10 protein-coding genes are annotated in these 12,749 nt (G+C 62.9%); 7 read left to right on the forward strand and 3 right to left on the reverse strand.

What is annotated here, in order from left to right:
* Positions 1–23: 23 nt before the first annotated feature.
* Positions 24–1,253, reverse strand: a complete 1,230-nt coding sequence (locus NJC40_RS09655) for a lipase family protein (RefSeq protein ID WP_253142825.1) — start codon at positions 1,251–1,253, stop codon at positions 24–26.
* A 335-nt stretch (positions 1,254–1,588) separates the two neighbouring features.
* Between NJC40_RS09655 and NJC40_RS09660 the strand changes: the two genes are divergently transcribed.
* Positions 1,589–2,662, forward strand: a complete 1,074-nt coding sequence (locus NJC40_RS09660) for a sigma-54 interaction domain-containing protein (protein ID WP_045494198.1) — start codon at positions 1,589–1,591, stop codon at positions 2,660–2,662.
* Positions 2,663–2,668: 6 nt separating this feature from the next.
* On the opposite strand, the gene tatA is transcribed toward NJC40_RS09660, so the two are convergent.
* The gene (tatA, locus tag NJC40_RS09665; RefSeq protein ID WP_045487118.1) at positions 2,669–2,890 is read right to left on the reverse strand and encodes a twin-arginine translocase TatA/TatE family subunit; all 222 of its coding nucleotides are present in this window, start codon (positions 2,888–2,890) and stop codon (positions 2,669–2,671) included.
* A 281-nt stretch (positions 2,891–3,171) separates the two neighbouring features.
* On the opposite strand from tatA, the gene gspK reads away from it, so the two are divergent.
* The 3 genes from gspK (at position 3,172) to NJC40_RS09680 (ending at position 6,122) form a co-directional block, all read left to right on the forward strand.
* Positions 3,172–4,128, forward strand: a complete 957-nt coding sequence (gene gspK / locus NJC40_RS09670) for a type II secretion system minor pseudopilin GspK (protein ID WP_253142824.1) — start codon at positions 3,172–3,174, stop codon at positions 4,126–4,128.
* 255 nt (positions 4,129–4,383) lie between these two features.
* On the forward strand, positions 4,384–5,607 hold the full coding sequence (locus NJC40_RS09675) for an RNA-guided endonuclease InsQ/TnpB family protein (RefSeq protein ID WP_492180519.1): 1,224 nt from the start codon (positions 4,384–4,386) through the stop codon (positions 5,605–5,607).
* Between the two features lie 56 nt (positions 5,608–5,663).
* On the forward strand, positions 5,664–6,122 hold the full coding sequence (locus tag NJC40_RS09680; RefSeq protein WP_253142964.1) for an REP-associated tyrosine transposase: 459 nt from the start codon (positions 5,664–5,666) through the stop codon (positions 6,120–6,122).
* A gap of 127 nt (positions 6,123–6,249) precedes the next feature.
* Here NJC40_RS09680 and NJC40_RS09685 read toward each other — a convergent pair whose 3' ends face one another.
* Positions 6,250–8,304: a PhoX family protein gene (locus NJC40_RS09685; RefSeq protein WP_253118132.1), complete on the reverse strand. Its 2,055-nt coding sequence runs from the start codon at positions 8,302–8,304 to the stop codon at positions 6,250–6,252.
* A 431-nt stretch (positions 8,305–8,735) separates the two neighbouring features.
* Here NJC40_RS09685 and NJC40_RS09690 point away from each other — a divergent pair, with 431 nt between their 5' ends.
* From NJC40_RS09690 to gspD, 3 genes are read left to right on the forward strand one after another with little or no spacing between them, the layout of a single operon-like run.
* The gene (locus tag NJC40_RS09690) at positions 8,736–10,376 is read left to right on the forward strand and encodes a bifunctional UDP-sugar hydrolase/5'-nucleotidase (protein WP_253142965.1); all 1,641 of its coding nucleotides are present in this window, start codon (positions 8,736–8,738) and stop codon (positions 10,374–10,376) included.
* The gene (locus NJC40_RS09695) at positions 10,373–10,798 is read left to right on the forward strand and encodes a pilus assembly protein PilZ (RefSeq protein ID WP_045487129.1); all 426 of its coding nucleotides are present in this window, start codon (positions 10,373–10,375) and stop codon (positions 10,796–10,798) included. Before NJC40_RS09690 ends, NJC40_RS09695 begins: the two co-directional genes overlap by 4 nt.
* Before the next feature lie 2 nt (positions 10,799–10,800).
* The gene (gene gspD, locus NJC40_RS09700) at positions 10,801–12,747 is read left to right on the forward strand and encodes a type II secretion system secretin GspD (protein ID WP_253142966.1); all 1,947 of its coding nucleotides are present in this window, start codon (positions 10,801–10,803) and stop codon (positions 12,745–12,747) included.
* Positions 12,748–12,749: the final 2 nt, after the last annotated feature.

A 12,749-nucleotide genomic window follows, 5' to 3' on the forward strand; every position in this document is an offset into this window, starting at 1 on the left:
GTGCACACAAGGCCCTTTTTCAATCAGCCTGCGGTCGGTTCGCAGATCGGAGTAATGGTCTGGCCGGCGATGACTTTCTTGGCGAACGGGATCGAGTCCTTCAGCGAGGCATTGACCGTTTCACTATGGCCCAGCCCCTTGTACAGATGACCCTCGACGACGGAGCCGGCCTTGCAGGCGTCCTTCATCAGTTGCAGTTGGGTTTCGGCCGCAGGTGTTTTGTCCTCGGCGCCGGTGCCGATAAAGATCGGCTGGGCCAGCTTGAGGGTCGGGTAGCTGACCTGGGCAGACCACGGCTTGAGCTTGGCGCCGTCGTTGTCCTTGCGCGCTTGCGCCGGGGTCAGGCCCAGCGCCAGCACGTCGCTGGTCAGCGAGGCTAGGCAACTGGTGCGTGCTTGCTCGAACAGCGGCAGGGCCTTGTCGGTGTAGTGGTCTTTCGGGTCGATGCTCGGGTCGTACTGCTGCGCCGCAAGCAAGGTGTAGAAGCCGTAGGTCAGCGCCGCATCGACTTTGGTCTTGTCCTGATTGCCCACGCTCTTGGCGCCCACGGTGTAAATCACCCCGGTGCCGATGCTGCCCTTGACGCCGAGGTCCGGTGCATAAGTGGCGGCATAGGCGCCTGCGGCAAAGGCGCCGGCACCGCCTTGCGACTGGCCGACGATCAACACTTTGTTGGCCAGCCCCGGCACTGACTTCACGACGGCGCGGGCGGCATCGAGGATGCCGTAGGCGGCGGCGCGGTTATTCAGCAGCGGGTGGCCGCCGGGCACACCAAGCCCCTGATAGTCAGTGGCGACAATGGCGAAGCCTTCGCGCAGCCAGCGGTCGAGAAACTGCACGTCACGGTACGAGCGGCCGGACCAGGACGGCGCACAGATATCAGCGACACCGACCGTGCCGTGACCCCAGCTCAGCACCGGCCAGCCGCCTTCAGGCGCGGTGCCCTTGGGAATGAACAGCGCGCCGGAAACGGCGATCGGGGTGCTGCCGTCGATGCCACTGAGTGAGGAGTAGAGGATGCGTTGCTGCGAGGCGGCGCTGGGCAGGCTCAGGGTGGCATCCAGCGGTTCGCTGCGCAGCAACTTGCCAGGGGTGTCAGGAATCACGTCCTCCCAGGTGTAGAACGCCGAGACCCGGCCATCGCCTTGCAGCGGGTCGGGCTTGGGCGCGTGCACACCGGCAGCCAGCACGTTGATCGAACACAGCACGGCCAGCGTGGCAACCGAATGCTTGAACGGGCGAATCAATTTCATGGCAGTTCCTTAAACGCAAAGGTAGCGAGCGGATGCCGGCGGTGACCGGCTTGCCAGCAGCAGAGCAGGTTGCATGCCATGCCCGGGAAAATCGCCTGCAGGCCTTGTTTGGCGTGGCTTGTCGAGAAATTTGGCGGATGCTGGGTGTTGCCTGGGACGCAGCCCGATGCGCGCTGCAAGGCAACCACTGCTGACCGATTGCTGCTGGAGCAGCAGGGTGAGGGACAGCTTTCGATATATCCCTTTTGGGAATAAACAAATGAAAATTAATAATTAAAGGAGCTATGAACTTTCGTGCAAAGATGGCCGGGCGCTTTCACTGCCAGGTACGCAACATGTCGCTGCTCACTCATCCTCATGCCCGTGAACTGACCAAATCGGTCCGGGCCACCGTGCTGGTGTTCAAGGATCCACGTTCGCAAGAGCTGCTCAGCCGTATCGAGCGCCTGGCGCCCAGTGAAGCCAATACCCTGATCATCGGTGAGACCGGCACCGGCAAAGAGCTGGTGGCGCGGCATATCCACCATCTGAGCCGGCGGGGCCGTGAGCCGTTCGTGGCGGTCAACTGCGGCGCTTTCGCAGAATCACTGGTGGAGAGCGAACTGTTCGGCCATGAAAAGGGCGCCTTTACCGGTGCCACCAACAGCAAGGCCGGCTGGTTCGAGGCCGCTGACGGCGGCACGCTGTTTCTCGATGAAATCGGTGACCTGCCGTTGAACATGCAGGTCAAGCTGCTGCGCGTTTTACAAGAACGCGAGGTGGTGCGGCTGGGCTCACGCACGCCGATTCCGATCAATGTGCGGCTGGTGGCGGCGACCAACGTCAACCTGGCCGACGCCGTGGTGGCCGGGCACTTCCGGGAAGACCTGTTCTATCGCTTGCACGTCGCGACCATTCGCCTGCCGCCGCTGCGCGAGCGGCCGGGCGACATCCTGCCGCTGGCCGATTTCTTCATCGGTGAACACTGCCAGCGGTTGGGCTATAACCGCGCCTCGCTGAGTGAAGAGAGCGAGCGCAAGCTGCTGATGCACAGCTGGCCGGGCAATATTCGTGAGCTGGAAAACGCCATTCACCACGCCTTGCTGGTGTGCCGCAACGAAGTGGTGCAGCCTGCCGATCTGCATCTGGTGGACATGCGTTCATCCGGCATTCGCCAGGAAGAAGCAGTGCAGGCTGCGGCGGCGCCGCGCCCGCTGGCGCCGCCGGCCAATCTGGAAAGTGCCCTGATTGCGCTGTTCGAACAGAACATCCCGGACCTGTACGAACACATCGAGGAAACCCTGTTCCGCACGGCCTACCGTTTCTGCCATGGCAACCAGTTGCAGACCGGCCGGTTGCTGGGCATCAGCCGCAATATCGTGCGCGCACGGCTGGAGAAGATCGGCGAGTTGGCCAAGAGCGCAGACTGACCGGCCTCAGTGCTTGCTTTCGGTTTGCTGCGCAGCTGCACGGCTGGCGTCGTTCAGGCTGTTGTGATGCGCGAGGGTGTCGTCGCCCTTGGCGTCGCTCACTGAGTTGCGAAAGCCCTTGATCGTCTCGCCAAGGTCGGCACCGAGGGTTTTCAGGCGGCGGGTGCCGAACAGCAAGACCACCAACAGCAGCACGATCAACAGTTGCCAGATTCCGATACCGCCCATTACGCAACGCTCCAGGTAATTGATTTGCAAAATGAACACGCATCTTGCCGGGCCTGTATGACGGGCACGTGACGTTTTTGCGCGGTTTACATGAGGTTGCAACATTGCCTGTGTTGACTAGGGGCTGTTGCCGTTTCATCACAACCGCGCCGAGGTCTGTTTTGTCGGTTTGCATAGGCTTCAGTCTGCTGGAGGGCGTGCGACGAAACAGCCACGGCCCTGCGGGTTGCGCTGAAACGGCAACAGCCCCTAATGTTCCAACGCGGCAGACAGGTGTGATGATGGACCGGAATCGACAACAAGGCGCGGCGCTGCTGATGGTGCTGGTGGTCTTGGCCATGCTCGCCGGTGGCTTGACCTGGCTGGTGCAACAGGGCCGTCAGGAGGTCGACGGCGTGCGCCTGATCCAGCAGCGCGTGCAGGCCCGCGCCATCGAGAAGGCCGCCCTGGCGTTTGCCGAACAGGCGCTCAAGGACCCGCTGTGGCGTGCCAGCCCGATGTTCTGGCAGGCGCTGCGCGGCCAGCCGCTGAGCTATGACTTCAAGGGTGGCAGTTCCAGCATCCGCATTATCGACCTGCACACCTGCTTCAACGTCAACAGCCTGATCGGCCCGGAAGCAGAGCGCGCTCGCGGTCAGTTGTTGTATCTACTGGGCGATGACCTGGCCGCCGAGCGGCTGGCCGACAGCCTGATCGACTGGCTGGACAGCAATCATCAGCCACGCCTGCATGGCGCGGAAAACCACGAATACTCACGCCAGTCACCACCGCGCCTGGCCGCCAACCAGCCGATGGCCGACATCAGTGAACTGAACCTGCTGGCGCTGCGCATGCCCGGCGTGGCGGGTGCGTTGTGCGCCTTGCCGGACCACGAGGGCTGGCGGCTCAATGCCAATGCGCTGAACCTTGCGCACTTGCCCTTGCTGGAGGCGTTGTACCAGGGTGAACTGTCCCGCGCCCAACTGACCCGCCTGATCACCGGCCGCCCGGCCAGCGGCTATAAAGACGCCAGCGACCTGCGTCAGGTTATGGGCGCAATGGATGACGATGCCTTTGCCCGGTTGAGCGAAGGGCTGTTGCTCAATGGTGATCATTTTCTGCTGCAAATCGACACCCGCCTGGACGGGCAACTGTTCAGCAGCCAGTACCGGGTGCAAGCGCGGGGTGTGGTGAAGTGGCATGGCCGGGTGCCGGCGCAGCAGATGGTGGTGCGGGGACGGGAGGTGTTTGGCCACTGACCATCGAGGCGCGACAAGCCCCGCCGTTCAGGGCGGGGAAGGATAGCGCGGACGGCGTAGCCGTCCCTGGTTGCCGTGGGGGGGGCTGCTGCTGTTCGATGGATGCACCGCCGCAGGATGATGCGCAGTAACATGGCGACACAGATGCCCCTCTACGGCGGTATTTCGTTACAAAGACCCCATGGGCATGCACCTTGAAAACACCGTGCCGTCCGCGCCTAATGGCGTCTTCATTGCTCATGGCTCAAGAGCAGCATGCAACGACTTCAAGCCTTCAAGTACGAACTCATGCCAGACGGCCAGCAGGAGCGGCAAATGCGCCGCTTTGCGGGCTCCTGTCGCTTCGTCTTCAACAAGGCGCTGGCGTTGCAGAAGGAGCGCCACGAGCAAGGCGAGAAGAAGCTCGGCTATGCGGGCCTGTGCAAGTTGCTGACCGAGTGGCGCCATAGCCCGCCAACCGCATGGCTGGCCGATGCGCCCGTTCACCCGTTGCAACAGAGCCTCAAGGATCTGGAACGGGCCTACACCAACTTCTTCGCCAGACGAGCCGACTTTCCCCGATTCAAGAAGAAGGGGCAGCACGACAGTTTCCGCTATCCCGACCCGAAACAGATCAAGCTCGACCAGACCAACAGCCGCCTGTTTCTGCCAAAGCTGGGCTGGCTGCGCTACCGCAACAGCCGCGAGACGCTGGGTACTGTGAAGAACATCACCGTGAGCCAGTCGTGTGGCAAGTGGTTCGTGAGCATCCAGACCGAACGAGAGATCGATGAGCAGCCCACGGCACAGGGTGCGGCAGTTGGCATCGACATGGGCATTGCCCGGTTCGCCACGCTTTCGGATGGCTCGTTCTACGCACCCCTGAACAGCTTCAAACGCCATGAAACCGCGCTGTGCAAAGCGCAGCAGGCGATGAGCCGCAAGGTCAGATTCAGCCGCAACTGGAAGAAGGCGAAAGCCCGCGTCCAGCGCATTCACTCGCGCATCGGCAATGCCCGCCGCGACTATCTGCACAAGTGCTCCACCACGATCAGCCAAAACCACGCGATGGTGTGTATCGAGGACTTGCAGGTACGCAATATGTCCAGGTCGGCGGCAGGCACGGCCGAGGCACCGGGAAGAAACGTTCGGACCAAGTCAGGCCTGAACAGGGCCATCCTCGATCAGGGCTGGTTCGAGTTCCGTCGCCAGCTGGACTACAAGCTGGCATGGCGCGGCGGCTGGCTGATTGCCGTGCCGCCGCAAAATACCAGCCGCAGGTGCCCGTGTTGCGGCCATGTGTCGGCGGCCAACCGCCAGACGCAGGCGCTGTTCAGGTGTGTGGGATGTGGTTTTGAAGGCAACGCCGATGTGGTCGCGGCGATCAATGTACTAAGGGCGGGACACGCCCGGTTAGCCTGTGAAGTGAGCGCAGAGGTCATGGCGCCAGCAGCAGGAACCCACCGAAGCGACTCGGGGGCGGCTCGATGCCGCGCCTGAGCGCCGTAGGAATCTCCGGCCTTCAGGCCGGGGAGGATGTCAAGGAGGGCAATGGAATGCCTGCTCATGCTCATGCACGTAATCTTCGTATTGGTCGCCGCTCGATACAGGGGCAAATCTATCTGGTGACATGTGCCGTCCGGGAACGGGCTCCAGTATTTGCGCAGTTTCATATTGGTCGGATGCTGGTCGCACAACTGCGTTGCCTGCATGAGGCTGGGGCGGTGAATTCGTTGGCCTGGGTAGTGATGCCGGATCACTTGCACTGGTTGTTCGAGCTACGCTCAGGTTCCTTGAGCCAACTGATGCAGCAGCTTAAAGGCGCAAATGCCTATGCGATCAATCGTGCTTGCGGCAACCAGACACTACGTTGGCAAAAGGGTTACCACGACCACGCAGCGAGGACGCAAGAGCAGGTGCTGGATATGGCGCGCTATGTGATCGCCAACCCGGTTCGCGCAGGATTGGTCGAAAGCGAGGGAGATTACCCGTTGTGGGATTGCGTTTGGACCTGAGTGGCGTGTCCACGCTGTCGTGCAGCAAACACGCAACCCCGTAGGAGCAGCTTCAGCTGCGAAGCCTTCACATCGCGGCCTTCGCGGCTGAAGCCGCTCCTACCGGGGGTATCGCAATCCGGGTCGATCAGACCCCCAGTTCGCCCCCGTCGGCGCGCTGGATCACGACGGTCGACGCCCGTGGTCGTACCTTGCCGACAGTGACGTCAGTGGCCACCTGGGTGGACGGCCAGTTACCCGGGTGCTGGATGTTGATGAACATGCTCTTGTTGTCCGGGGTAAAGGTCACGCCGGTCACTTCGCTGCCGTTGGGGCCGACGAAGAAGCGGCGCAGGTCGGCCTGGTTGCTGGCGTTGACCGGGACTTGCTTGCCGGCGGCGTCCACCATGTTGCTCGGAATCACCGCCAGCATCTGGTCGTTGGTGTAGCTGGTGATGGTCGATTCGCCGTTGTCGGTCTGGATCCACAGGATGCCGCGGCTGTCGAAGGTCATGCCGTCCGGGCTGGCAAACTGGTTGAGTTCGGTCAGGCCGGAGCGGTTCAGGTCGGCAGTGCCCGAGGCGTTGGCGCCGTAGACGAAGATGTCCCAGGTGAACGAGGTCTGGTTGTCGGCGTCGTGCCAGCGGATCACGTGGCCGTGACGGTTCGGCACACGCGGGTTGGCAGCGTTGGCGGTGGTGCGGCTGGAGTTGTTGGTCAGGGTCAGGTACACGTCGCCATTGACCGGGTTGACGGCGGTCCATTCCGGGCGGTCCATCGGCGTGGCACCGACCGCATCGGCTGCGCCGCGGGTGTTGAGGATGATGCCCGGCAGGTCGGTGAATTTGGCGCCCAGGGTGCTGCCGTCGGTGGTCGCGGAAGTGGTGTCGAGCAACAGCCAGGTGCCGGTGCCGTCCGCGTTGAAGCGCGCCACGTACAGCTTGCCGCTGTCCATGTACTTGGCACCGGTGGCCAGACGATCACTCGGGTTGGCGTCGGCCGCGCTCCACAGTGCGGTGGAGACGAACTTGTAGAGGTATTCGTTCTGCGAGTCGTCACCCATGTAGAACACCACCGGCTTGCCTTCGGTCAGTAGGCCCGGCCAGCAACCTTCGTGGCGGAAGCGGCCCAGCGCGGTGCGTTTGACCGGCACGCTGGTGTTGGTGTACGGGTCGATCTCGACGATGTAGCCGTAGGTACTGGCTTCGTTGCGGTAGTCCGCCGTGGCGCTGGCACCGGTCGGGGTGATGTTGAAGCGGCGGAACTCGTCGTTGACCTCGGAGCTGTCACCGGCGGCGGTTTCCCACTGGTAGTTGGTCTCGCCAGTGGCCACGCCGATCCGGCGTTGATCGGCCGGTACGGTGCCTTTGTTGACGAAAATGCCTGGCCAGTTTTCTTCACAGGTCAGGTAAGTGCCCCATGGCGTGTAGCCGTTGCCGCAGTTGTTGTTGGTGCCGCGGGTGCGGGTGCCGTCCGGAGAGAACTTGGTTTTGACGTGGTCGGTGCCTTTGAGCGGACCGGACAGGTTCATCACCGAGGCGGTGGTGAAGCGGCGGTTGAGCGGGTCGTTATCGACGATCTGCCAGCGACCATCAACCCGGCGCACATGCATCACACCGGCGCCGTGGGCGTTGATTTCCTTACGCACTTCTTCAACCGGACGCTTGCCGGCAACGGTGGTCGGGCCATTCGGGTGCAGGGCGTTTTCATCAATGTACTCGTAGTTGATGGCGATGATGCCGTCAGTGGAGCTGCCATTGATCGGGAAGTAATGAATGCCGTCGTGGTGCATGCCGGCCGAGTTGGCCTGGTCGGTAGAGGTGTTGGTACCGTCGTTTTTCCAGGCATTGGCGGTGCTGTTGAACGGGGTGCCCCATGGCGCCAGAACGTGGGCCACGTAACCGGCCGCCACCACACAGGCGTCGGTGCGCGAGCCAGGAATGGAGTTGAAGCCCAGCTTCAGTTTCGGCACTTCCGGGGTCGGGGTGACCGGATTGGTCGGCGTGGTCGGCGCGTCATCACTGGAGCTGCCGCCACCGCTGTCGAAGCAGCCGGTCAGGCCAGTACCGGCAATCAGGGCAATCGCCGCCCCCAGGCCACCGCGCACGACGCTGCGACGGCTCAGGTACGTGTCGATGACTGAACCCATCGGTTCGTTGACGCTCGGGTTGCGGTTCAGGTTATCGCCGGTATCACGACTCATCCATCAGGTCCTTTTATGAGAGTTGGTTTGGAAAAGGAACCGCGGACTTTAAGAGCCAAGTGTGATGATTAATTGGCAGTTTGATTAAATTATGCCACCAGCTTTAGAGGGTTTGTTTCAATATGTAACAGGCGCTTGAGCAAACTCTAATGCAACCTGCCGTTTTCCTTAGCCTGACGCAGTGGACTGATTTTTATCAGGTTTAGCGTTATTAAAACTGTGCACCGCGAGTCCTGAGTTCGATTGTTAGTTTGTCTGACAATCATTGGTTGTCGTAAAGACGGGAAAAATCCATTGCTGTTAGTGGCGCTTTTTCTCAGCTGCTGATGGCACCGATGATGGCTCCTTAGTTGCAAAACTGCCATCAAACTGTCATTTGTCATCGCCAATATGCCGCCCCTGTACTGAAACAGTTCCAAGGTGTGTGAACGATGGTCTCTTTGCGGCGGCGCGGTGTGTTGGGGTGGATGACCATGGGCGCCATGGCTCCCTGGTTATCGGCCTGTTCGACGCTGGGTGGGGTCGCCGGCCAGGGTGGCCAGGTCGACCTGCTGTACGTCGCCGATACCCTGGACGCACGCCAGCCCGGCCTGCCGGTAGTACCTGCCACGCGCCTTGGCCCGGCGACCCGGATCGGCCAGGCCCCCTGGATCAGCGGGGCCAATGCGCGATCCGCACAGCAACGCATGCTTGACCCATTGCTCGATGCCAGCCAGGCCGGTGAGGTGCAAACGGGCGGTTACCCGGTGCTTGGCGCCGTGTTACAGCGCCTGCGCAACGAGGCCGGGGAAGGCAATAGCCTGACTCTGGAGAACGGCCAGTGCTGGAATGGCAGTGGCCTGGCGTACCTGACCCAAGGCTTGTCCGGTGTACAGGGCAGTGCGCTGCTGGGCAGCGAAGTACGGGTCAGCAGTGACGAGCGTCTGCTCTGGCCGCAGGCCTGTGCCGGTTTGTACCGACAGTTCAAACATCCGGTACTGGGCGCGGGGCTGGACGCTGAAACCGCGCAGCGTTTCGGCACCCGGCCAGTGAGCTTCTTTAGCCGTGGCGGGCTGCGCATCGCGGTGGTGGGCGTCACCGACCCTTACGCGAAGGATCAAAAACCGTCGCTGCAACAATGGCTGGACAACCTGCGGCCGGCGTTCGAGCAGGCGCGCGCCGAAGCCGATCTGGTGATTGCCCTGGCCGACACGGGCACCGGCCCCGGGCTGTGGCTGGCCGAACGGATTCCCCAACTGGATATTCTGCTCTGTGCCCGTGGCCAGGACCTGTGGCCGCAACCGGTGCAGGCACTGCAAGCGTCTGGCAAGCAGGTGCCGGTGATCTTCGGCGGCATGCGAGCCAGCGGCGCCTTTCGTATTCGCTGCCAGCAAAGCAACGGCCAGTGGCAGTTCAGCGCGCATTTTTATCCGGCGCTGGAAGGCGCGCTGAGCGCGGCCGATCAGGCCGAGGCCCAGCGGATTCGCCAGCTTGCCCAGCAGCAGCGCGCGGCCCACGCCGGCTGGCTCGACCAGCCGCTGGCGCGGGCACCAGAGCCGCTCTGGCGGCGTGATGTACGCGGCGGCAGTTGGGACCGCTTGCTGCATCAGGCTCTGGCACAAAAGCCTGACAGCCTGGTGCTGCTGCCCGGCCTGCGGTATGACAGCCCGTTGCAGCGTGGGCAGATGATTACCCGCGAACACCTGCTCAGCCTGACCGGCAGCTATCCGGCGCCGGTGGTCGATGTGTCGGCCAAACAGGTGCCGCAAGTGCTGGAAAACGCCGCCGAGCAACTGTTCGGTGAGCCGCTATTGCTCGATAACAGCCAGGACCTGCCGCGCTGGTTCGGCCAGCCCTGGCAGGTCACCTACAGCGCCAGTGGCAAACGTGTCAGCGGCCTGGGCGAACCTGAAGGCCTGTGCCGCACCTTTGGTCCGGGCGTCGATGCCCAGACCGGCCAGCCGCTGTGGCAACACCTGGAAGCCTGGCTGCGCGAACAGCCAGACGGTTGGCAACTGGCGAGCCTGGCGCTGCCGCCGGTGCGTTACGTACAGGGCCATCCTGGCTGGCACCCGCGCGAGACAAACGCTTGAGCCGCCTCACCCGTGCCAGTCATCTGCTGCTGGTCGCGTTGTGCGGCTGGCTGGCGGCGCAGTGTGTGTTGCAGATCAGCAGCAAGAGCGCCAGCGCCGCCGCGCCGGTCACGCTGGCGCCGCTGCCGCAGTTGTTGAGCGAGCACTGGCACAGCCAGGCGGTGACCTCCGGCGACTTGCCGCTGACCCGCCTGCCGATCGAATACATAGGCGGCCTTAAAAGCCGTGACCTGGCGGCCACCGTGGTGGTGCTGCGCTTCGAACAGCGCCAGCGCACCCTCAGCCGCGGTCAGCGGCTGGCCCCCGGTATCGTGCTGCAAGACATCGACGAACGCGGGCTGATCTTCGACAACCACGGCCAGCGCGAGCGGCTGCCGTGGCCGGCGCAGCGTCCTCCATTTGGTATCAAGCAACAGGGCTGAACATGATCATCAAGCACTTTCGTCATCCCCTGCGCATTATCCTGCTGTGCTGCCTGCTGGGCGTGGGCCAGGCCGGCGCTGAAGAGGAGCCGGTCTACGAGGTCAATTTCGTCGACACCGAACTGTCGGAGTTCATCGACAGCGTGTCGCGCATCACCAACACCACGTTCATCATCGACCCGCGGGTCAAGGGCAAGGTCACGGTGCGCAGCATCGAGATGCTTGGCAGTGACGAGATCTATGCGATCTTTCTTGCGCAATTGCGTGCCCAGGGCTTTGCCGCAGTGGACTTGCCCAACGGCAGCGTGAAGATCGTTCCGGACGAGTCGGCGCGGCTTGAGCCGGTGCCGGTGGAGTCCAAACGCAGCAACGGCAAGGCCAACGACGGCATGGCCACCCGGGTATTCAACGTGCGCAATGCCGCCAGCGAACAGATGCTCAATATCCTGCGGCCGTTGATCGACCCGCGAGTCGGGGTCATCACGCCGTATCCGTCGGCCAACCTGTTGGTGATTACCGACTGGCGCAGCAACCTAGACCGCATCGACAACCTGCTGGTGCAGCTCGATCAGGTCAGCCAGGAACCGCTGGAGGTCATGGCCCTCAAGCACGCCAGTGCCAATGACACCGCACAACTGATGACGCGGCTGCTGGCCCGTGAACAGGGCGCCGACAGTGCCCAGGTGGTCGCCGACCCGCGCAGCAACGCCTTGCTGGTGCGCGGCAGCAGCGACAGCCGCCAGCGCGTGCGGGCCCTGTTGCGGCAACTGGACAAACCGCGTGATGCCTTGCAAAGCAGCAATACGGTGGTGATGTACCTGCGCCACGCCAATGCAGCTGAGGTGGTCAAGGTGCTGCGCGGCCTGGGTCAGGAAGACAGCGCAGCGCCGCCCGGTACGGCTGGCGAAGGCGAGAAGCCGCTGGTGGTCAGCAGCAACGGCGTGCGCATGGAATATGAAGAGGGCACCAACGCGGTGGTGATGGTCGGTCCCGACAGTGAACTGGCGGCCTATCGCAGTATCGTCGAGCAACTGGACATTCGCCGCGCCCAGGTGGTGGTCGAGGCGATTATTGCCGAGGTGACCGACACCCGCGTGCAAGAGCTTGGCGTGCAGTGGCTGTTCCAGCACGACAGCCTGGGCGGCGGCACGATCAATTTTCCGGGCGGCACTACGCCAAGCGTGGCCGCTGTCGGCGCGCTGGCGCAAAGTGGCGACAGCACCGGGCTGGCGCAATTGCTCTCGGGCGTGCAGGGCGCTGCCGCCGGGGTCGGGCATATCGGCGGCGGGCTGAACTTCATCGCCCTGATCAACGCGCTCAAAGGCCAGAGCGGCTTCAACCTGCTCTCGACCCCGACCCTGCTGACCCTGGATAACGCAGAGGCGTCGATCCTGGTCGGCCAGGAAGTGCCGTTCGTCACCGGTTCGGTGACCCAGAACAACGCCAACCCCTACCAGACCATCGAGCGTCGTGAAGTGGGGGTGAAGCTGCGCATCAAGCCGCAGATCAACATCGACAACACCGTGCGCATGGACATCGTCCAGGAAGTCTCCTCGATTGCCGAAAGCGCAGCGGCCAGCGATGTGATTACCAACAAGCGCGAGATCAAGACCAAGGTGATGGTCGCCGACAACGGCCTGGTGGTGCTGGGCGGGCTGATTGGTGATGAGACCACCGACAGCGACCAGCGGGTGCCGCTGCTGGGTGACATTCCCGGTGTCGGCCGGCTGTTTCGTTCCAGCGCCAGCCAGCGGGTCAAACAGAATCTGATGGTGTTTATCCGCCCGCGCATTGTTCGTGACGACCAGACCCTGGCGCAGTTGAGTAGCGAGAAGTACCAGAACCTCAAAACCACGACCAACCTGGCGTTGCCCGAGCGCAAGGCCAGCGACAACCTGTTGCAGTTGTTCCCGTCGAGCCGCGAGCGGCTGGGCCAGGTGAGCTGGTGAGT

This window comes from Pseudomonas sp. 21LCFQ02 (genome assembly GCF_024129895.2).
In the GTDB taxonomy this organism is placed as follows: Bacteria; Pseudomonadota; Gammaproteobacteria; order Pseudomonadales; family Pseudomonadaceae; genus Aquipseudomonas.